14 protein-coding genes and 3 pseudogenes are annotated in these 20,157 nt (G+C 71.3%); 9 read left to right on the top strand and 8 right to left on the bottom strand.

The window, feature by feature from the left end; all coding sequences use genetic code 11:
* Nucleotides 1–197, bottom strand: a pseudogene (locus ABZU99_RS13195) (hypothetical protein); the annotation flags it as partial.
* Between the two features lie 394 nt (nucleotides 198–591).
* On the opposite strand from ABZU99_RS13195, the gene ABZU99_RS13200 reads away from it, so the two are divergent.
* Entirely contained in the window at nucleotides 592–1,065 is a 474-nt protein-coding gene (locus ABZU99_RS13200) for a carboxymuconolactone decarboxylase family protein (protein ID WP_355938934.1), read from the top strand.
* Nucleotides 1,066–1,155: 90 nt separating this feature from the next.
* Here ABZU99_RS13200 and ABZU99_RS13205 read toward each other — a convergent pair.
* Nucleotides 1,156–1,775, bottom strand: a pseudogene (locus ABZU99_RS13205) (maleylpyruvate isomerase family mycothiol-dependent enzyme).
* Nucleotides 1,776–2,016: 241 nt separating this feature from the next.
* On the opposite strand from ABZU99_RS13205, the pseudogene ABZU99_RS13210 reads away from it, so the two are divergent.
* Nucleotides 2,017–2,238: pseudogene (locus tag ABZU99_RS13210) on the top strand (cytochrome ubiquinol oxidase subunit I); the annotation flags it as partial.
* 68 nt (nucleotides 2,239–2,306) lie between these two features.
* Here ABZU99_RS13210 and ABZU99_RS13215 read toward each other — a convergent pair.
* Nucleotides 2,307–3,668, bottom strand: coding sequence for a glutamine synthetase family protein (locus ABZU99_RS13215; RefSeq protein WP_355938928.1), 1,362 nt, complete (start codon nucleotides 3,666–3,668; stop codon nucleotides 2,307–2,309).
* Nucleotides 3,669–3,925: 257 nt separating this feature from the next.
* Between ABZU99_RS13215 and ABZU99_RS13220 the strand changes: the two genes are divergently transcribed.
* The 4 genes from ABZU99_RS13220 to ABZU99_RS13235 all read left to right on the top strand — a co-directional run bounded on the left by ABZU99_RS13220 (nucleotide 3,926) and on the right by ABZU99_RS13235 (nucleotide 8,449).
* On the top strand, nucleotides 3,926–4,522 hold the full coding sequence (locus tag ABZU99_RS13220; protein WP_356046896.1) for a hypothetical protein: 597 nt from the start codon (nucleotides 3,926–3,928) through the stop codon (nucleotides 4,520–4,522).
* 96 nt (nucleotides 4,523–4,618) lie between these two features.
* Complete coding sequence (locus ABZU99_RS13225) at nucleotides 4,619–6,313, top strand: multicopper oxidase family protein (protein ID WP_356046894.1); 1,695 nt, start codon at nucleotides 4,619–4,621, stop codon at nucleotides 6,311–6,313.
* Nucleotides 6,314–6,443: 130 nt separating this feature from the next.
* Nucleotides 6,444–8,201, top strand: coding sequence for an NAD+ synthase (locus ABZU99_RS13230; RefSeq protein ID WP_355938919.1), 1,758 nt, complete (start codon nucleotides 6,444–6,446; stop codon nucleotides 8,199–8,201).
* Between the two features lie 113 nt (nucleotides 8,202–8,314).
* The gene (locus ABZU99_RS13235; RefSeq protein ID WP_355938917.1) at nucleotides 8,315–8,449 is read left to right on the top strand and encodes a hypothetical protein; all 135 of its coding nucleotides are present in this window, start codon (nucleotides 8,315–8,317) and stop codon (nucleotides 8,447–8,449) included.
* A 440-nt stretch (nucleotides 8,450–8,889) separates the two neighbouring features.
* Here ABZU99_RS13235 and ABZU99_RS13240 read toward each other — a convergent pair whose 3' ends face one another.
* From ABZU99_RS13240 to ABZU99_RS13255, 4 genes are all read right to left on the bottom strand, one after another.
* Nucleotides 8,890–10,095: an MFS transporter gene (locus tag ABZU99_RS13240; protein ID WP_356046891.1), complete on the bottom strand. Its 1,206-nt coding sequence runs from the start codon at nucleotides 10,093–10,095 to the stop codon at nucleotides 8,890–8,892.
* 172 nt (nucleotides 10,096–10,267) lie between these two features.
* Nucleotides 10,268–11,293, bottom strand: a complete 1,026-nt coding sequence (locus tag ABZU99_RS13245) for an endonuclease/exonuclease/phosphatase family protein (RefSeq protein ID WP_355938911.1) — start codon at nucleotides 11,291–11,293, stop codon at nucleotides 10,268–10,270.
* A 204-nt stretch (nucleotides 11,294–11,497) separates the two neighbouring features.
* A complete protein-coding gene (locus tag ABZU99_RS13250; RefSeq protein ID WP_355938908.1) occupies nucleotides 11,498–12,106 on the bottom strand; it encodes a TetR/AcrR family transcriptional regulator C-terminal ligand-binding domain-containing protein in 609 nt (202 codons plus the stop codon).
* Entirely contained in the window at nucleotides 12,103–13,704 is a 1,602-nt protein-coding gene (locus tag ABZU99_RS13255) for an MFS transporter (RefSeq protein WP_356046889.1), read from the bottom strand. Before ABZU99_RS13255 ends, ABZU99_RS13250 begins: the two co-directional genes overlap by 4 nt.
* A gap of 232 nt (nucleotides 13,705–13,936) precedes the next feature.
* On the opposite strand from ABZU99_RS13255, the gene panB reads away from it, so the two are divergent.
* The 3 genes from panB (at nucleotide 13,937) to ABZU99_RS13270 (ending at nucleotide 16,753) form a co-directional block, all read left to right on the top strand.
* Complete coding sequence (gene panB, locus ABZU99_RS13260) at nucleotides 13,937–14,797, top strand: 3-methyl-2-oxobutanoate hydroxymethyltransferase (RefSeq protein WP_356046887.1); 861 nt, start codon at nucleotides 13,937–13,939, stop codon at nucleotides 14,795–14,797.
* 109 nt (nucleotides 14,798–14,906) lie between these two features.
* Entirely contained in the window at nucleotides 14,907–15,932 is a 1,026-nt protein-coding gene (locus tag ABZU99_RS13265) for an ATP-binding cassette domain-containing protein (RefSeq protein ID WP_355938899.1), read from the top strand.
* Entirely contained in the window at nucleotides 15,929–16,753 is an 825-nt protein-coding gene (locus ABZU99_RS13270) for an ABC transporter permease (RefSeq protein WP_355938896.1), read from the top strand. The genes ABZU99_RS13265 and ABZU99_RS13270 overlap by 4 nt, the downstream gene beginning before the upstream one ends.
* Nucleotides 16,754–16,825: 72 nt before the next feature.
* On the opposite strand, the gene ABZU99_RS13275 is transcribed toward ABZU99_RS13270, so the two are convergent.
* A complete protein-coding gene (locus ABZU99_RS13275) occupies nucleotides 16,826–20,149 on the bottom strand; it encodes an NACHT domain-containing protein (protein ID WP_356046884.1) in 3,324 nt (1,107 codons plus the stop codon).
* Nucleotides 20,150–20,157 lie beyond the last annotated feature (8 nt).

The raw sequence follows: 20,157 nt of genomic DNA on the forward strand, positions 1-20,157 counted from the left end.
AGCCCCCACACCAAAGAGCCCGCGCACGTCAGCCCCCACACCAAAGAGCCCGCGCACGTCAGCCCCCACACCAAAGAGCCCGCGCACGTCAGCCCCCACACCAAAGAGCCCGCGCACGTCAGCCCCAGGGCCTTGGCGGCGTGCCCGTGCGCAGCCTCCATCAGGGCTCGGATCGCCTCATCCGGTGACGAGTTCATCGGCCACTCTCCTGAGCTGTTCCACGGTGAGGCCGGCTTGATCTCTTCCCCAGCTCCCAGCAGCGGGGGCTGCGTGCAGTTCGGGGGCCGTCCGGGAGCCACGGCCGACATCAAGGCCGACATCAACGACCGCACACGCAGCCGGTCAGCCCCGCCACCCTGACCAAGGGCCTGGGAGGCCGCCCTGATCCTCACCAGAGGCCTGCCCGAACCTGCGGATCAAGAGATCTGGGGACAGTCTCCGACCGAGGCCGCCCCGCTGACTGCGATCATCGGCACGCCAGGCGCCTCAGGTGAGACGCGCGTCACCATCATTTGGCCCATCCGGCTGTCACATCTCGGCGGACCGCATCCGTCAGTGCTGTGTAACCGTCGACATGGCAAGGAGATCACCATGGATGCCCGTCTCAACCTCTTCGGCAACTCCGTCGCGACCAAGTTCCTGAAGCACATCAACTCGGCGGGCAAGGTCGTAACGGACTCGACGCTGCCGCCCGCGACGCAGGAACTGGTGAAGATCCGCGCCGGCCAGATCAACGGCTGCGGCTTCTGCACCGACATGCACACCAAGGAGGCCGCGCACGCCGGGGAGACCTCGGTACGCCTCAACCTGATCGCGGTATGGCGGGAGGCCAAGGTCTTCACCGAGGCCGAGCGGGCCGCCCTGGAACTGACCGAGCAGGGTACCCGTATCGCCGACGCCGCCGGCGGCGTCACCGACGAGGCATGGGCGAACGCCGCCAAGCACTACGACGAGGACCAGCTGGCCGCCCTGGTGTCCATCATCGCCCTCATCAACACCTACAACCGGATGAACGTCATCATCCAGCAGCCCGCCGGCGACTACCAGCCGGGCCAGTTCGCCTGACGACGAGCCCCGGGCCCGGAGGGCGACCGCCTGCCGCACACGAACGGCACCGGCCCTCCGGGCGCCCTCCGGCTCACCGGCCGCCGCCGGTCAGGCGGTGACGAAGCGGTCGTGCGGCTCGCCCCGGATGCGTCCCGGGGGGAGCTTGCGGCCGTAGGCGATCAGCAGGAGGTCCTGGGCGGCGCCGGTGAGGGGTGCGCCGGTGCCGTAGGACCAGTCGAGGTCGTCGGCGCGGAACTGGACGCCCTCAAGGTCTGCGCCGAAGAACTTCAGGCTCCTGGGGTCGATCGTCGTCTCCAGCAGGACGCGCACCCGGTCTCCGGGACCCGGCGGTCGAGCCCCAGGGCGACGGTGATGTCCAGGCCGTGGATCACATCGTGGCCCAGCGCCGTTTCGATCCCGCCCACCGGCGGCTTCCAGGGGTGATCGGCGTTGCCACGGAGGAAGGCGGCGAGATCGCCCGTGGAGGCGGCGGCCGCGTCCTTGCGGGCGAGGCGGTCGGCCATCCGGTGGAGGCTGCCGCGCGCCTTGGCCAGCTCCCACAGCACAGCGGGGAGCGGGTAGCGGAAACCCATCGACATATGGGCCGCGACCTCCCGCACCCGCCACCCGGCGCACAGGCTCGGCGCGTCCCACTGCCCCGGCCGCAGCTGGTCCAACAGGTCGGCCAGTTCCCGGCGTTCGGCCGCGATCGCTCTTCTGATCTCCATGGGATCAAGCGTCTCCGGGGCTCTGCGAGAAGTCCAAGAGCCCACGGTTCTCGCGGTCAGAAGGAACGGTCATGGCGCGTCCGGTGGAACCCTGTCCCCGAAGTCCCTTCCTCCTGGGGCCGCTTGGCCCCACGGGGAGGGTCTGGTCGGCCCTGTCTCCCCCCGGACCCCGCCGATGATCATGGAGCGACCGGGAAGGGCCGAGCCTCCCCGCTCGTCGGCTCTTCCCGGCCCTGCCGACCTGTCCATGCTGCTGTTCTTCTACAACGTCCGGAAGACCGCCAAGTACGGTAAGAAGGCCGAGACCGACGACCCCTGGGGCTACGGCCGCTCCCTGGAGTGGGCCACCTCCTGTCCGCCGCCGCGCCACAACTTCGTCCGGCTGCCGAGGATCCGCTCCGAATCGCCCGCGTTCGATCCGCACCACCCCGAGATCACGGCGCTGGAGTCCGCACCCCGCTGAGCGCGCCGCCCACGCCAAGGGCTCCGGCCGGAGACGGTCGGAGCCCTTGGTGTGTCCTGGAAGACCTGCTACAGCACCGGCAGGTTCTTGCGCAGCTCGAAGGGGGTCACCTCGGAGCGGTACTCCTCCCACTCCGACTTCTTGTTGCGCAGGAAGAAGTCGAAGACATGCTCACCGAGCGTCTCCGCCACCAGCTCGCTGCGCTCCATCAGGGCGATGGCCTCGCCCAGGTTCTGCGGCAGCGGCTCGATGCCCAGGGAGCGGCGCTCGGCGTCGGAGAGGGCCCAGACGTCGTCGTCGGCGCCGGCCGGGAGTTCGTAGCCGCCCTCGATGCCCTTGAGGCCCGCCGCGAGGAGGACGGCGTAGGCCAGGTAGGGGTTGGCGCCGGAGTCGAGGGAGCGGACCTCGACGCGGGTGGAGCCGGTCTTTCCGGGCTTGTAGAGGGGGACGCGGACAAGAGCGGAGCGGTTGTTGTGGCCCCAGCAGATGTACGAGGGGGCCTCGCCGCCGGCGCCCGCGGTGCGCTGGGAGCCGCCCCAGATGCGCTTGTAGGAGTTGACCCACTGGTTGGTGACGGCGGAGATCTCCCCGGCGTGGCGCAGCAGCCCGGCGATGAAGGAGCGGCCGACCTTGGAGAGCTGGAATTCGGAGCCGGACTCGTAGAAGGCGTTCCGGTCGCCCTCGAAGAGGGAGAGGTGGGTGTGCATGCCCGAGCCGGGGAATTCGGAGAAGGGCTTGGGCATGAACGTGGCCTGCACGCCCAGCTCCAGCGCCACCTGCTTCATGACCAGGCGGAAGGTCATGATGTTGTCGGCGGTGGAGAGCGCGTCGGCGTAGCGCAGGTCGATCTCCTGCTGGCCGGGGGCGCCCTCGTGGTGGGAGAACTCGACGGAGATGCCCATCGACTCGAGCATGGTGATGGCCTGGCGCCGGAAGTCCATGCCGATGTTCTGCGGGGTGTGGTCGAAGTAGCCGGAGTTGTCGGCGGGCACCGGGCGGCCGCCGTCGACGGGCTTCTGTTTGAGCAGGAAGAACTCGATCTCGGGGTGGGTGTAGAAGGTGAAACCGAGGTCGGAGGTCCTGGCCAGGATGCGCTTGAGGACGAAGCGCGGGTCGGCGAACGACGGGGAGCCGTCCGGCATCAGGATGTCGCAGAACATCCGGGCGGTTCCGGGTGACTCGGCGCGCCAGGGAAGGATCTGGAAGGTGCCGGGGTCGGGCTTGGCGATCATGTCGGATTCGTAGACGCGGGCGAAACCCTCGATCGCGGAGCCATCGAATCCGATGCCTTCGTCGAAGGCGCCTTCGAGTTCGGCGGGTGCGACGGCTACGGACTTGAGGAAGCCGAGCACGTCGGTGAACCACAGCCGCACGAACCGGATGTCGCGCTCTTCAAGCGTGCGGAGCACGAACTCCTGCTGCTTATCCATGGTCCCCTATCCTTGCAGGTCAAACGGCTGTTTCGCGGGCACGGGGCTCCTCGACGGCCCCAGTATCACGCGATGGGGTTTCGGAGAGATTTCGTCCGCTCCCGCGCTTCCTCACCACGATGTGTGCATCGTACTTTCATGCGGGCCCGCACGGAGCCGAGCGTTCCGCGCCCCGGCGGCGTCTTCAAGGTCTGCGATACCCCTTGGGGGTAGGCTGTCGAAATCACGATCATCAGATAGATCGTATGGAGGCGTCGATGCGCGGACAGTCGATGCGCGGGCAGCGGTGGGCGGCCGCCGGGTACGGGGGGCCACTCCCCGCCGCCGAGTGCGGGGGACCGCCGCCCGCCGCCGGGCACGAGGGGCCGCCGCCCACCGCCAGGCACGGAGGGCCGCTCCCCACCGCCCGGTACGAGGGGCCGCCGCCCGCCGCCGAGTGCGGAGGGCCGCCGCCCACCGCCCGGTACGGGGGACCGCTCCCCACCGCCGGGTACGGGGGACCGCTCCCCACCGCCGGGCACGAGGGGCCGCTCCCCACCGCCGAGTGCGGAGGGCCGCCGCCCACCGCCGGGCACGAGGGGCCGCCGCCCACCGCCAGGCACGGAGGGCCGCTCCCCACCGCCCGGTACGGGGGGCCGCCGCCCACCGCCGAATGCGGGGGGCCGCCGCCCTGCCCCGCGCTGCCGCTCCGTACCGCGCTGCCACTCCGTACCGTCTCGCTGCTCCGCGCCGCGTCGCTGCTCCGCGCCGTGTCGCTGTCCGGGATCGTCACCACGCACCCCCTCGGCCATTCGTCCGAGTCCGACGGCATGGGCCCCCTCTGCGTCGGCCGACCGCCGGCGCTGCGCATATAGCGGCGCGTCCGCCCCTGCCCCGCCTCCCCGCGGGGCAGGGGCGGACGCGCCGGCCTCGCACGCGCACATCACACATCAGCATTGGGGTGCTCACTCATGCACGCACACTCTCGCCGCGCCGTGCTCGGCGCGGGAATCGCCACCGCGGGCAGCGGACTGCTCGCCGGCTGCACCTCCTCCGGCCCCGGCCCTGGGCCCACTTCCGGTGCTGCCGGGCCCGGGCTCTCCGACGGCATGGACGACAACGGGATGGACACCGCCGGCGAGCGCGCCGACGCGACCACCGGGGCCGCGCCGCAGTACGTGTCCCCCCACGGCCCGGAGGTCGCCGCCCGCGAGCGGGGGCGGGGACCGGGACCGGTGCGGAAGTTTCTACTGACCGCCACCGCGACCACGCTGGACCTGGGCACCCGCAAGGTGAAGTCCTGGGCGTACGAGGACCAGGTGCCGGGCCAGGAGATCCGGGTGACCGCGGGCGACACGATCGCGCTCAGGCTCGCCAACAACTTGCCGCAGCCCACCACCCTGCACTGGCACGGCATCCGCCTGCGCAACGACATGGACGGCGTCCCCGGCATCACCCAGCGGGCGATCCCGACCGGCGCGACCTTCGACTACCGCCTCACGGCGCTGTATCCGGGCACGTACTGGATCCATCCTCATTCCGGCGTCCAGCTGGACCGGGGGCTGTACGCGCCGCTGATCGTCGAGGACCCGAAGGAGCCGCTGGCGTACGACAAGGAGTGGGTCGTCGTCCTCGACGACTGGCTCGACGGGGTGAAGGGCAGCACCCCGGACGCGGTGCTGGAGGAACTCGGCGGCGGTATGGGCGGCCATGGCATGGACGGGGCCATGGACGGCCTCGACCTGGGTCCCGGGGGCGGCATGCGCGGTGCGGCTCCGGTGTCGCCGCGCTCGAAGCCCGGCCCCAAGGCGTCCCCCTCCCCCTCGGCTCCCCCGTCCGGTCCGTCCCGAAGGCTGGTGGGTGCCACGAGCAGGCTGCTGGGCGGTGATCCGGGGCATATCGCCTACCCCTACTACCTGGTCAACGGCCGCACCCCGCAGTCCCCGCAGGTCTTCCGGGCCAAGCGCGGCGACCGCCTCCGGATCCGCATCATCAACGCGGGCGGCGACACCGCCTTCCGCGTCGCCCTCGGCGGCCACCGGATGACCGTCACCCACACCGATGGCTACCCCGTCGTGCCCGTCACCACCGACGCGCTGCTGCTGGGCATGGGCGAGCGGTATGACGTCCTGGTCACCGTCAAGGACGGGGTCTTCCCGCTGGCCGTCCTCGCCGAGGGCAAGACGCGGTCCGCGATGGCGGTGCTGCGTACGCGCGGCAATGCCGCCACGAGGTTTCCGCGCCCCAAGGAGCTGGACGGCAAGCTGGTCACGGCCGGCCGGCTGCGGGCCGCGGACGAGGTACGGCTCACGCCCCGCGAGCCCGACCGGACGATCCGGATGCGGCTCACGGGCTCGATGGAGAAATGGAACTGGGCGATCAACGGCAAGCCGTACGAGCCGTCACAGCGCTATCCGGTGCGGGCGGGTGAGCGGGTCCGGCTGACCTTCATCAACGGCACTCCGATGTGGCATCCGGTGCATCTGCACGGCCACACGTTCGCGCTGCCGGACGGCGGCCCGCGCAAGGACACCACCATCCTGCTGCCGCATCAGAAGGTCAGCGTGGACCTCGACGCCGACAACCCGGGGCTGTGGATGGTCCACTGCCACAACGTCTACCACTCGGAGTCGGGGATGATGACCATCCTCGGTTACCAGAAGTAGCCGCCGGTCGAGCGCCCCGGGCCCGCGTGCGTTCGTCCGCGCGGGGCCGGGCCTGGCACGGATGCCCCCGTCGGCGTGAGAAGGGAGACACTCCCGGCTATCGCGTCAGACAGACGATTACACTGGGCGCGTGCCTCAACTTCGCCTCGCTCTGAACCAGATCGACTCGACCGTCGGCGACCTCGCCGGCAACACCGAGTCGATCATCCACTGGACCCGGCACTCCGCTGAGCAGGGCGCCCATCTGGTGGCGTTCCCCGAGATGGTGCTGACCGGCTACCCCGTCGAGGACCTGGCGCTGCGCTCCTCCTTCGTCGAGGCGTCGCGCGACGCGCTGTACGAGCTCGCCGCGCGCCTGGACGCCGAGGGCCTCGGCGAGCTGCCGGTGATCGTCGGCTATCTGGACCGCAGTGAGGGGGCCCGGCGCTACGGCCAGCCCGCCGGTGCCCCGCAGAACGCCGGCGCCGTGCTGCACCGCGGCTCGGTCGTCCTCACCTTCGCCAAGCACCATCTGCCGAACTACGGGGTCTTCGACGAGTTCCGCTACTTCGTCCCCGGGGACACGCTGCCGATCGTCCGGGTCCACGGCATCGAGGTCGCGCTCGCCATCTGCGAGGACCTGTGGCAGGACGGCGGCCGGGTCCCGGCCACCTGCGCGGCGGGGGCCGGGCTGCTGCTCTCGATCAACGCCTCGCCGTACGAGCGCGAGAAGGACGACACCCGCCTCGACCTGGTCCGCAAGCGGGCGCAGGAGGCGGGCTGCACCACCGCGTACCTCGCGATGATCGGCGGCCAGGACGAGCTGGTCTTCGACGGCGACTCGATCGTGGTCGACCGTGACGGCGAAGTCATCGCGCGCGCCCCGCAGTTCGCCGAGGGCTGTGTGCTGCTCGATCTCGACCTGCCCGCCGCCGACCCGGACTCCGTCCCGGAGGGGGTCGTGGACGACGGGCTCCGCATCGACCACGTCACCCTCTCCGCCGACCCGCTCCCGGCGTACGAGCCCGATCCGGAGCTGACGGGCGGCGAGGCGGAGCGGCTCGGCGACGACGAGGAGGTCTACACGGCACTGGTCGTCGGGTTGCGGGCCTATGTCGCGAAGAACGGTTTCCGCAGTGTGCTGATCGGCCTCTCCGGTGGTATCGATTCCGCGCTCGTCGCCGCGATCGCCTGCGATGCGGTGGGCGCGCAGAACGTGTACGGCGTCGCCATGCCCTCGCGCTACTCCTCCGAGCACTCGATCGAGGACGCGGCGGAGCTGGCGCGGCGCACCGGGCTGAACTTCCGCACGGTCTCGATCGCCCCGATGTTCGACGCCTATATGGGCGCGCTGCACCTCACCGGGCTCGCCGAGGAGAACCTGCAGTCGCGGCTGCGCGGCACGATGCTGATGGCGATCTCCAATGAGGAGGGCCATATCGTCCTCGCCCCGGGCAACAAGTCCGAGCTCGCGTGCGGCTACTCCACGCTCTACGGGGACTCGGTCGGGGCGTACGGGCCGATCAAGGACGTCTACAAGACCTCCGTCTTCCGCCTGGCGAAATGGCGTAACCAGGCTGCGGAAGAGCGGGGCCAGACCCCGCCCATCCCCGAGAACTCCATCACCAAGCCCCCGAGCGCCGAGCTGCGGCCCGGCCAGGTCGACACGGATTCGCTCCCGGACTACGACGTCCTCGACCGGATCCTGGAGCTGTACGTCGACCGGGACCAGGGGCGCAAGGAGATCGTCACGGCGGGCTTCGAGGACGCGCTGGTGACCCGGATCCTGCGGCTGGTCGACACGGCGGAGTACAAGCGCCGCCAGTACCCGCCAGGCACGAAGATCTCCGCCAAGGGCTTCGGCAAGGACCGCCGCCTGCCCATCACGAACCGCTGGCGCGAGGCCTGAGCAACGCGCTGATCAGGTCCAGCCACTCCGCCGGCGCCTCTGGCACAGGCCCGGGGCGAACGCGGCGCGCTCGGCCCCGGGGACGCCGCCCGCCACCTTTCGAGGACGCGCTGGTGACCCGGATCCTGCGGCTGGTCGACGCGGCGGAGTACAAGCGCCGCCAGTACCCGCCAGGCACGAAGATCTCCGCCAAGGGCTTCGGCAAGGACCGCCGCCTGCCCATCACGAACCGCTGGCGCGAGGCCTGAGCAACGCGCTGATCAGGTCCAGCCACTCCGCCGGCGCCTCTGGCACAGGCCCGGGGCGAACGCGGCGCGCTCGGCCCCGGGGACGCCGCCCGCCACCTGGCGGTGGTGGTACGGGGTCGCCAGGGTGTCCGGCCGACCAGCTCCACCCGGTCGACCGCGCCCGGTGGCATGGAGGCGCGGGTCGCCTCGCCCGCGGCGGTCAGTCCCTCGGGGGTCATCCGGTCCAGATGGGGCGTACCCGCGGCGCTCAGGAGCATCCAGCGGGCCGCCGCCTCCTGGTCGGACGATCTGAGGTGGCTCCGCGGCGTGCTGCGGCCAGTCCCCGACCAGCGGGCGCATAAGGGGGCCGGGGTGGGCGAGGGTGGCGGTGAGGACCAAGGCGGTCACGGAGCGGACGCGAAAAGGGCCCCGCCGAAGCGGGGCCTTCTCACGCGGACGCTTCAGCCGACCTCGGACAGCTTCGGCGTCGACTCACTGCTCGCCACGACCCGCGACTCGGCCGCCGGCGCGCGGTCCGTCAGACCGGCGATCACCGCGATCGCCAGGCCCACCACCGCGAGCCCCGCCCCGACCAGCGTCGGGGAGGTCCAGCCCCAGCCCGCGGCGATGGCGACGCCGCCGAGCCAGGCGCCACCCGCGTTCGCGAGATTGAAGGCGGAGTGGTTGGAGGCGGAGGCCAGCGTCGGGGCGTGCTGGGCCTTGTTCATGACCAGCATCTGCAGCGGGGTGGTGGTCATGAAGCCGACCGCGCCGAGCACCACGACGGTCGCCAGCGCCGCCCACTTCACATGGACCGTGAAGTCGAAGACGACGAGCACGGCGGCCAGCGCCGCGAGCGACCCGTACAGCGTCGGCCGCAGCGCCCGGTCGGTCAGCGGACCGGCGATGAGGGCACCGAGCGTCATACCGATGCCGAACAGCGCCAGCACCACCGTGACCGACGACTCACCGAGCCCGGTGACCTCGGTCATCATCGAGGCGAGGTAGCTGTAGACGGCGAAGACACCGGCGAATCCGAAGACGGCGGTCAGCAGGCCCAGCACCACCTGGCGGTTGCGCAGCGCGCCGAGCTCCTGGCGCAGACCGCCGTGGTTCTCGTCGGCGACCTGCGGGACGAGCCGGGCGAGCGAGGCCATGGCGATCACGCCGATCGCGGCGACGACCAGGAAGGTCGCGCGCCAGCCGAGGTGCTGGCCGAGCAGGGTGGCCACCGGTACGCCGACGATGTTGGCGATGGTGAGGCCCAGGAACATGGTGGCGACCGCGCGGGCGCGCCGGTCCTCGGTCACCAGCCGCGCGGCGACCACCGCGCCGACCCCGAAGAACGCGCCGTGGGGCAGCCCGGCGAGGACGCGTCCCGCGATCAGCAGTCCGAAGGTGGGGGCGAGGGTGGAGGCGAGGTTGCCCACCGTGAAGAGCGCCATGAGCAACACGAGCATCCGCTTGCGCGGGATCCGGGAACCGAGGGCGGTCAGCAGCGGAGCGCCCACCACGACCCCGATGGCGTAGGCGGAGACGAGGTACCCGGCCGTGGGCACCGAGGTGCCCAGGTCGTCCGCGACATTGGGCAGCAGGCCCATCATCACGAACTCAGTTGTACCTATGCCGAAGGCGCTCACAGCGAGGGCGAGCAGGGCCAGGGGCATGAGAAGCCTTTCAAACGAAGGAGAGACGTGCACGGGAGGCGTATGTTCTCTAGCTGAACAAAGTCTCTCACGGCGCTTGTTCCCGCAAGGATCACCGAAGTGAACGGGACGTTGGATCTCTCACCCCACGCCCCCTCAACCCTCCAGTAACCGACCGGACGGTAACCGATGGTCAGAAGTCGACCGACGCCGCCACCGGAAGGTGATCGCTCCCCGTGCCGTGCAGGGTCCGCGCCGAGACCGGGTCCACTCCCCGCACCATGATCTGGTCGATCCGCGCCATCGGGAACGAGGCCGGCCAGCTGAAGCCGAAGCCGTCGCCCGCCGCGCCCTGCGCGGATCGCATCTGCGAGGTGACCGGGGCGAGCGCCCGGTCGTTCATGGTCCCGTTCAGATCGCCGAGCAGGATGGCCCTGTCGAGCGGCTCGGCCGCGATGGCCTGGCCCAGCGCCTCGGCGCTGGCATCGCGCTGCCCGGCGGTGAAGCCCGCGTTGAACTTCACCCGCACGGAGGGCAGATGAGCGACATAGACGGCGACCTCACCGTGCGGCGCGGCGACAGTGGTGCGCAGCGCCCGCGTCCAGCCGAGCTTGATGTCCACCGGCCTGGTACCGGACAGCGGGTACTTGCTCCACAGCCCGACCGTGCCCTGCACGGTGTGGTACCGGTAGGTGTCCGCCAGCGCACGCTCGTACGTCGGCACCGCGTTGGCGGTCAGCTCCTCCAGGGCCACCACGTCCGCGCCCGAGGCCGCGACCGCCTCGGCGGTGCCGGCCGGGTCGGAGTTCTGCGCGTTGACGTTGTGGGTGACGACGGTCAGTGCGCCGCCGCTGCCGGACTTGTCGAAGAACATCAGCCCGCCGAAGAGATTCAGCCATACGGCCACGGGCAGCACCAGCGCGAGGACGGCGCTCGCCGACCGCCGCACCAGGGCGAGGACGAGCAGCACCGGGACGGCCAGGCCCAGCCAGGGCAGGAAGGTCTCCAGCAGGGAGCCGAGGTTTCCCACGTCGTTGGGGATGTCGGCGTGGAAGATCATCACCAGCGCGAGGACGACCGCGAGCGCCGCGAGCACCAGACCGCGCCGCCAGATCCCGCGGTCGTGCCGGAGCCGGTGAAGGAGGCGGCCGACCCGGGAGCCGGATCGCTGGGGCGCGTCCCCGTGCCGTTCCGTCTCCTGCGTGTACGCCTGCGCCATTCGCTGTCCCTCACTGCCTCAACTGCCGCGCCTAGGGCTACGACCCTAGGCGATGACCAGCGCTTTTCCCGACGCCCCCGGCGGGCGTCCCCTAGCCCCAGTGACGTAGGGACGGCAAGGCGAGGTTCCGATTCCGGAGGTATCGGGGGCGGTTGTGACACAACAGGCACAAACCCACAGCGGGTGACCGGTCGCGCGCGGGTCTCACCCCTGCGGGGAGACCCCCTGGAGGACCGTATCGACGATCTGCTCGGCCAGCCCCTCGGGGAGTTCCGCGCGCTCGTGCAGGATCGACCGGCTCAGCATCGGGCCGGTGAAGAGGTCCGCGAGCAGCTCAGGATCCACATCGGCACGGATGTCACCGCCCTCCTGCCCGCGCCGCAGTACGGCGTGCAGGGACGCGCGGCGGGCGGCTATGACGTTCTCGTCGTACGCCCGCCACAGCTCCTGGTTCGCGTGCATCTGGGTGACGACGCCGCGCAGCAGGGCGGAGCCGCGCTTGGCGAGCCCGCGCCGGCGCATGAACTCCAAAATGGTCACGAGGTCGTCCCGTACCGAGATCCCCGCCGGTTCCGGGCCGGGTTCCTCCAGGGAGCGCAGCACATCGAGCATCAGCGCGTCCTTGCCGGGCCAGCGGCGGTAGACGGTGGCCTTGCCGACGCCCGCCTCGCGGGCGATCCCCTCGATCGACAGCGCGCCGACCGTGACGCCCTCCTCCAGCAGCCGCAGCGCCGCCTCGATGATCGCGGCGTCGGCGGCGGGGCTGCGCGGGCGGCCGCGCAGCCTGGGCCCACCGCAGTCGGATGCGGTCACCGGTCGGCTCCCGTCCCCGCCCGCTCCCGCGGCGCTGCGCTGTCAGGGGCCTGGCCGGCGGCGTCCTTGCCGGGCAGGAAGGCCAGCACGACCAGGGCGCCGAACAGGGCCACGCCCGCCGAGCCCAGCGCGGCGATGTGCATCGCATGGACGAAGGAGTCCTTGGCCGGGCCCACCAGCGCCTGCCCCTGGGGCCCCAGCCGCTCGGCGACGGCGAGGGTCGCCTCGACGGACTCGCCCGCCGCGTGCCGCACTGAGGCGGGCAGTCCGGGGACGGCGGCCAGCTTGTCCTGGATGCCCTCGCGGTAGGCGGTGGAGAGCACCGAACCGAGCACGGCGACCCCGAGCGCGCCGCCGACCTGCCGGAAGGTGTTGTTGAGGGCCGAGCCGGAGCCGGCCTTCCGGCGGGGCAGCGCCTGCATGATCGCGGTGGTGACCGGCGGCATGATGTGGGCCATCCCGGTGCCCTGGGCGAAGAAGAGCACTTCCAGCACCCAGATCGGGGTGTCCACGTCCAGCAGCAGGAACCCCGCCATCGTGGCGGCCACCAGCAGCATGCCGCTCGTGCACACCGCGCGGGCGCCGAACCGGTCGACGACCAGCCGGGCGCGCGGCGCGAAGAGCAGTTGGGCGACGGCCAGCGGCAGGATCAGCAGCCCGGACTGGAGGGCGCTGTAGCCGCGCACGCTCTGGGTGTAGAAGACCATGAAGAACGTCACGCCCATGAGGGCGAAGAAGACCAGCGCGACGGCGGCGACCGCGGCCGAGAAGGCGGGCTTGCGGAAGTAATCGACATCGATCGCCGGGTGGTCGCTGCGCTTCTCGTGCACGACGAACAGCGCCAGCACGGCGAGCCCGCCGCCGATCGAGGCCAACACCTTGGCGTCGGTGAAGTCGGCGAGCTGGCCGCCCTTGATGATCCCGTAGACCAGCAGCACCAGACCCACGATGGACAGCGCCACTCCCAGCGGGTCCAGCCGGCCGGGCTCGGGGTCCTTGGAGTCGGGGACGAGCACGACCATCGCGATCAGCCCGGCGATCACGATCGGCACATTGACGAAGAAGACCGAGCCCCACCAGAAGTGCTCCAGCAGCAGCCCGCCGGTGATCGGGCCGATGGCGATGGCGAGGCCGACGGCGGCGACCCAGATGCCGATGGCCTTGGCCTGCTCCTCGCGCTCGAAGACATTGACCAGGATGGCGAGGGTGGCGGGCATCACGAAGGCGGCGCCCAGGCCCATGACCGCCCGAAAGCCGATGAGCTCACCGGGCGAGCCGGAGAAGGCGGCGAGCACGGATCCCATGCCGAACACGGCCATGCCGCCGAGCAGGACCTTCTTACGCCCCAGGCGGTCGCCGAGGAGCCCGGCGGTGAACAGCAGCCCGGCGAAGACGAGCGTGTAGGAGTTGATCGCCCACTCGAGCTGGCTCTGGGTGGCGCCGAGTCCGGTCGGCTTGGGGGTGGCGATGGTCTTCATGGCCACGTTGAGTATCGAGTTGTCGAGGACGACGACCAGAACGCTGACCATGAGGACGACCAGGATCGCCCAGCGCCTGCGGTGTATCTCCTCCGGCACCCGAGGGGAGGGAGCTGTCATGCGGCCCAGGCTAAAACCGTTTCGATACGGAACCGTCTCGTATTGGAAAGTCTTTGCGAGCCATTGGCCATCGAGTGCCGTTCCAAGGCCGTGAGGGCCATGAGGAGGGTGGCCAAGGCCACCCTCCCGCGATCTCCGGCCCCACTTTCGCCCCGCAGGGAGCCGTGCCAGCATGGGGGTGGTCCGGGGACGCCGTCAGGGCGCCTCGAGATGACGAACAGGAGGCGTCGCAATGACGCACGTCAGCCCTGCGCAAAAGCAGTCCGGCACGACGCTCTACGGGGGTTCGGGCTCCCGCCGCATCACCGTCCGGGACATCGCCGCCGCCAAGGAGCGCGGCGAGAAGTGGCCCATGCTCACCGCCTATGACGCGATGACCGCCTCCGTCTTCGACCAGGCGGGCATCCCGGTCATGCTGGTCGGCGACTCGATGGGCAACTGCCACCTCGGCTACGAGTCCACCGTGCCCGTCACGATGGACGAGATCGCGCTGCTGTCCGCCGCCGTCGTACGCGGCACCCGGCGCGCCCTCATCGTCGCCGACCTGCCCTTCGGCTCGTACCAGGAGGGCCCCGTCCAGGCGCTGCGCAGCGCCACCCGCCTGGTGAAGGAGGCGGGCGCGGGCGCGGTGAAGCTGGAGGGCGGCGAGCGCTCCGCCCATCAGATCGAGCTGCTCGTCCAGTCCGGCATCCCGGTCATGGCGCACGTCGGCCTCACCCCGCAGTCCGTCAACGCCTTCGGCGGCTATCCGGTGCAGGGCCGTGGCGAGGAGGCCGCCCAGCAGCTGCTGCGCGACGCCAAGACGGTCCAGGACGCGGGCGCCTTCGCGGTCGTTTTGGAGCTGGTGCCGGCCGAGCTGGCCGCGGAGGTCACCCGCTCGCTGCACATCCCGACCGTCGGCATCGGGGCCGGCCCCGACTGCGACGCGCAGGTCCTGGTGTGGACGGACATGGCGGGCATGACGGACGGCCGGGTGCCGCGCTTCGTCAAGCAGTACGCACAGCTGCGCCAGAGCCTGGGCGACGCGGCGCGGGCCTTCGCGGAGGATGTCGTCGGCGGGGCGTACCCGGCCGAGGAGCACTCCTTCCACTAGCCACTGCGGTACACCGACAGCCCGCCGATCTTCCCCCGTCGGCGGGCTGTCTGCCGCTTGTCCGCAGCTTGTCGGTGGTCTGTCGGTGGGGGGTGTCATTGTGTGCGGCATGACGCGACAGAAACACAGGATCAGGGACGGCAACGCCGTCGAAGTACGGGGGCTGGTCAAGCACTTCGGCGACACCAGGGCCGTCGACGGAGTGGATCTGGACGTGCCGGAAGGCACCGTCCTCGGTGTGCTCGGCCCCAACGGCGCCGGTAAGACCACCCTCGTCCGCTGTCTGTCCACCCTGCTGGTGCCGGACGGGGGCACCGCCGTGGTGGCCGGATACGACGTGGTGCGCCAGCCCCGGCAGCTGCGCCGCACCATCGGGCTGACCGGGCAGTACGCCTCGGTCGACGAGAAGCTCTCCGGCTGGGAGAACCTCTACATGATCGGGCGGCTGCTCGATCTCTCCCGCAAGGAGGCCCGCGGGCGCGCCGACGCGATGCTGGAGCGGTTCTCGCTCACGGACGCCGGCAAGCGGGCCGCGCGCACCTACTCCGGCGGTATGCGCCGTCGGCTCGACCTCGCCGCGTCCATGATCGGCCGGCCCGCCGTGCTCTACCTCGACGAGCCGACGACCGGCCTCGACCCGCGCACCCGCAACGAGGTGTGGGACGAGGTCAAGCGGATGGTCTCGGAGGGCTCCACGGTCCTGCTGACCACGCAGTACATGGAGGAGGCCGAGCAGCTGGCGAACGACCTGACGGTCATCGACCGCGGCAAGGTCATCGCCGAGGGCCGGGTGAACGAGCTCAAGGCGAAGGTCGGCGGCCGCACCCTGCAGATCCGCCCCTGCGACCCGGGCGAGCTGCACCGCATGGTCGGCGCCCTCGCCCAGGCGGGGCTCGACGGCGTCGGCGGCGCGACCGCGGATGTGGCGGAGGGCCTGGTCAATGTGCCGATCATCAGCGATGAGCAGCTGACGGCGGTGATCGGCCTGCTCGGTGAGCGCGGCTTCGCGATCTCCGGGATCGACACCCATCTGCCCAGCCTGGACGAGGTGTTCCTGGCCATCACCGGCCAGAAGACGTCCACGCCGGAGGACGAGACCACGACGGACAAGGCACTTGAGGAGGTTGCGGTATGAGTACGGCAACGATGACCGCGCCCCCGAAGGCGCTGCCCGACGAAGGGCGGATCGGGCTGCGGGCCAATCTGCGGCACATCGGCGCGCTGGTGCGCCGCAACGCCCTCCAGATCAAGCAGGACCCGGAGTCGATGTTCGACGCCCTGCTGATGCCGATCATCTTCTCGCTGCTGTTCGTGTACGTCTTCGGCGGTGCGGTGGCGGGCGGCGACCGGGGCGCGTACGTCAACTACTTCATCCCCGGGATGATGGCGATGGGCGGGCTGAACATCGCGATGTCGGTCGGCACGGGCGTCAACGACGACTTCAACAAGGGCGTCATGGACCGCTTCCGGACGATGCCGATCGCCCGCTCCTCGGTACTGATCGCCAAGCTGATCGTGGAGACCGGCCGGATGCTGGTGTCCACCCTCGTCCTGCTGACCATGGGCTTCATCATGGGGTTCGAACTCAAGACCGGTCCGGCGGAGCTGTTCGCCGCCGTCGTCCTGGCCCTGGCCTTCGGCTCCTCGCTGACCTGGATATTCATGCTGCTCGGTCTGTCACTGAAGACGCCTCAGGCCGTCCAGGGACTGGGGTTTCTCGTGATCATGCCGCTGCAGTTCGGCTCGTCCATCTTCGCCCCGACGGCGACCATGCCGGGGTGGCTGCAGGCCTTCACCAAGTACAACCCGCTGTCCCAGCTCGCGGACGGGGCACGAGCGCTGACCAGCGGCCATGGCCCGATCGCGCATCCGGTGACCATGGTCCTGATCTGGGCGCTGGCCATCACGGCCATCACGGCGCCGCTGGCGGTGGCCAAGTTCCGCAACAAGACCTGAGCCCGTTGGCGGGGGCCCGCACGGCGAGGGACCCGCACGGCGGCAAGACCGACAAGAAATCGAAAAGCGAGGCTAGGACCCCTCCCCGGGAGCGGAGGCCCGGGGAGCGGTCTGCGCGACGATCTCGTTGAGGGTCTTGCGCGCCACGTCCGTGTGCGCCGGATCCGTGCGGATGTGGAAGGTCATGACGTACGAGCGGCCGCCGGCGGAGAAGACGCGCAGCATCTGCAGTTCGTAGTCGTCAGGCGAGCCGTCCGAGGGGCGGGGCGTCTGGCTGTACCAGGTGCCGGCACCGTGCCGCTTCCACGCCGTGCTGGGCACCGGCGACCAGTACAGCCAGCGGCTGAGACGTTCCCTGTCCGCATCGCCGCACGGGGAACCCGGACAGCGCGCCACACGCAGCTGCAGCTCACCGCCTTCGCTCTGCTGCCCCGGCGTGATGGTGCAGGTAACCGTGTCCCCCGGGCCGTCCGGATCCGAGCAGCGCATCCGCGGGCCGCGGAACACGAACGGGACGCCCTTCAGCGCGTGGATGTCGGAGCGTTCGGTCCCCCGCCAGACGGGGCCGAGCAGCGGCGCCGCCGAGACCGCCCGGTATCTGTCGTGCCGTGAGCCCGCCGGCGGCTGCGGGCGGGGCAGCCGGGCCAGCGCCCTGGCGGGCGACTCGGCGGCTGCTCCCCCCGCCTTCCCGCCGTCGAGCCCGGCGTTGTGCAGGGCTTGCCGCACCAGGTTGACCGCGACGGCCAGCTCGCGGCGGGCGTCCGCGTACTCCTCCGCGAAGACCACCTGGACCACCACATTGCCCACCCGGGCCGTCACCCGTGCCCCCTCGGCCCTGCCGACGTATCCGTCGCCCCAGTCCGCCGGAAGCTCCTCCGTGCCGACGCTTGCGCGGTCGCCGAGCCCGGCCACCTCCGGGCGGCCGCTCTCACCGGCGTAACGGACCCGGTCATCGGCCTCACGCCGGGCGCTGCGGTAACCCGTGGCGGTCGTGTGCTCGGTGCTGACGCTCAGTTCGACGACCGCGCCTCGTCCGGGACCCTGTTCCGTCCACCGGCATCTTCGGCCTTCGTACCCTTTGAGTTTCGTCACCTCGGGGCTCGCCATCACCGGCGCCAGGTCTCCCGTCCGCAGCAGCTCGCAGGCGGGCGCGGTCCTCTCGTAGGGGCCGTGCCCGTCCGCGGTGAAAGCCGGTGCGGTGAACAGCCAGAAGCACAGTGCCAGGAACGCCAAGACAGGGAACCGGAGCGCCGCTTGGGGCATGGCCGGGGTCCCGAGGCCGAGCCGGACGCCGCCCCTCCCGGGCGGGCCGCCCTCTGCCAGCCGGTCGCGCAGCTCCATGTGCCGGAAGTAGTAGCGCCCACCGGACTGCCGCAACACGCCGCGGGCGTGTGCGTCCTTCAGAAAGGTGCTCAGCCGCCAGGGCAGCCGGCCGGCCGAGGCCAGCCACAACCGGGCGAAGGTGTAGCGGCCCCATGCGCTGAGCAGGGCGCCCTGCAGGAAGAACGCCGCGACGGAGGCGGCGAGCACCAGGTTCCGGTCCTCCGGCCCCGACTGCCCCCAACCGGCCATGCTCGCCCAGATGACATGCGCCAGCGGCGCGACGAGCAGCAGAGCCGTCTTGGACGTCAGGAACGGGTCGGCGAATTCCAGCCGGAGCGAGCCGGCCGTCAGCGCCACCCGCCGGTCGGCGCGCAGCAGTTCCCAGGGGCCCGGCGCCGACACCGGGTCAGCGGGCACGCTCAACGACCCGAAGGGCCGCCACGGCCGCCAACGGCGCGTGAACGACCAGCGCCGGGGCCCGGGCAGTTCGCCGGCCGGTGTGCTCGTCCAGCCCGCGAACTGGGCCACCAGCGCCACCCCGGTGAAGGACACCCACAGGGGCCCCTGCCACCACCACCGGTCCACCGTGGCGGTGCCCCCGCCGGCCCAGCACATCGCGGCCACCACGAGGGCGAGCGGCAGCAGCAGCGCGAGCCATCCGGCGAACGGCGGCAGCGCCAGATCGAGCCGCCACCAGGCGAGTTCCTGGGTGTCCGCGGCCTTCAGATGGCGGGCGAGGAAGCCGAGGCTCTTCGACGCCCGGCGGGACTTCCAGGGCCCCCGTGCCGCCCGGTCGTCCAGGGCGATGTCGTACACCGCCGGGACGAACGCGTCCAGCAGATGCGCCTCGACGGCCCGGCGGCTCGGGAAGCGCCGCCGGTCGAGCAGCTCCATCGGGTCGGCGCGGGTGTCGCTGTAGGCGGCCCGGGCCAGGCCCACCATCAGGGGCGTGGACAGGGCCTCGCGGACCGCCCGGGCGGCCGGGTCGGCCCCGGGCGCCCGCAGCCGTTCCAGCACCGGGTGCCACTTGGTGATCGCCGTTCCGTCGTACGAGGTGAGCCGGGTGGTGCGGGGCAGGAACTTTGCGAGCTGCGCGACGGTGAGCGGCTGGATCCCGACCACCGCGGCCGCGGTCAGCGCGTCCGCCGCTGTGACGGACGTGGCGTACGCGTGGGGCCGGCTGGTCAGCACGAAGCGGCGGTCGCGGCCGAGGCCCCGGTTCAGTTCGCGCAGTGCCCTGGTCCGGGCGGCCGGATTGATCTCGTCGAAGCCGTCGAACACCGGCAGCACCCGGCCGTCCTGCAGCAGAGCTCCGGCGATCGCCCGCCGTACCGTCTCGTCCTGGGAGAGCTCCGGGCAGAGCGCGGCCACCCGGCCGGCCGCCCACTCCAGGGGGCCCTCGGTGAACGGGTCCCAGGAGGCCAGGGGCAGGACAACGGGGACGGGGCCGTCCGGCGTCCCGGGGTCCAGGAGTGCGCGGGCGAGGCGAAGCGCCAGCACCGACTTGCCCGCCCCGGCCCGGCCCAGCACGACCAGCCTGCGCTTCGGCAGCCGCTCGAAGACGTCGACGATGTCGTGAATCTCGCCACCGAGGTCGAGCGGCTCCTCGCGGTCTCCACGGATATTGATCCAGTGGTCGGCCAGTTCCGGCGGGCCGGCGGTCCAGCGCACCGGCAGCGGTACCGGGTCGTGCACGCGGGCGAGCCGCTCCTCCCGGTCATACGCCGCACGCACCCGGCCGGCCAGCAGGGGGACGGCGGAGGCCAGCTGCTTCTCCGGGACCACCGTCTCCCGGCGGCCGAAGAACCCGCGGCCCAGTGCCAGCAGCTGCCCGACCGCGAGGAGCGCCACCAGCGCCCCGGCGATACGCGAAGACACCGCGGAACGGCTGAGCAGCACCGCGCCGGAGGCGCCGAGCGCCACCGCACCGGCGGCGCGCACGCCCTGGGAGCGGATGGTCGGCGCCGGAAGGTGGATGTGGACCGAGCCCGCCTGCACCAGCCATCCGGTCGTCCCGCCGGCGAACTCGTTCCGGACGTGCGCCGCCGTCTCCTCCCGCGCCCGTAATCGCATCGCTTCCC

The sequence above is a fragment of the Streptomyces sp. NPDC005266 genome (assembly GCF_040607655.1).
In the GTDB taxonomy this organism is placed as follows: domain Bacteria; phylum Actinomycetota; class Actinomycetes; order Streptomycetales; family Streptomycetaceae; genus Streptomyces.

Bases quoted from the DNA above. Each gene is read 5' to 3' on its own strand.
- ABZU99_RS13245 (WP_355938911.1), bottom strand. From the start codon at position 11,293: ATGGCGCAGGCGTACACGCAGGAGACGGAACGGCACGGGGACGCGCCC.
- ABZU99_RS13240 (WP_356046891.1), bottom strand. From the start codon at position 10,095: ATGCCCCTGGCCCTGCTCGCCCTCGCTGTGAGCGCCTTCGGCATAGGT.
- ABZU99_RS13225 (WP_356046894.1), top strand. From the start codon at position 4,619: ATGCACGCACACTCTCGCCGCGCCGTGCTCGGCGCGGGAATCGCCACC.
- ABZU99_RS13220 (WP_356046896.1), top strand. From the start codon at position 3,926: ATGCGCGGACAGTCGATGCGCGGGCAGCGGTGGGCGGCCGCCGGGTAC.
- ABZU99_RS13200 (WP_355938934.1), top strand. From the start codon at position 592: ATGGATGCCCGTCTCAACCTCTTCGGCAACTCCGTCGCGACCAAGTTC.
- ABZU99_RS13275 (WP_356046884.1), bottom strand. From the start codon at position 20,149: ATGCGATTACGGGCGCGGGAGGAGACGGCGGCGCACGTCCGGAACGAG.
- ABZU99_RS13215 (WP_355938928.1), bottom strand. From the start codon at position 3,668: ATGGATAAGCAGCAGGAGTTCGTGCTCCGCACGCTTGAAGAGCGCGAC.
- panB (WP_356046887.1), top strand. From the start codon at position 13,937: ATGACGCACGTCAGCCCTGCGCAAAAGCAGTCCGGCACGACGCTCTAC.
- ABZU99_RS13255 (WP_356046889.1), bottom strand. From the start codon at position 13,704: ATGACAGCTCCCTCCCCTCGGGTGCCGGAGGAGATACACCGCAGGCGC.
- ABZU99_RS13270 (WP_355938896.1), top strand. From the start codon at position 15,929: ATGAGTACGGCAACGATGACCGCGCCCCCGAAGGCGCTGCCCGACGAA.
- ABZU99_RS13265 (WP_355938899.1), top strand. From the start codon at position 14,907: ATGACGCGACAGAAACACAGGATCAGGGACGGCAACGCCGTCGAAGTA.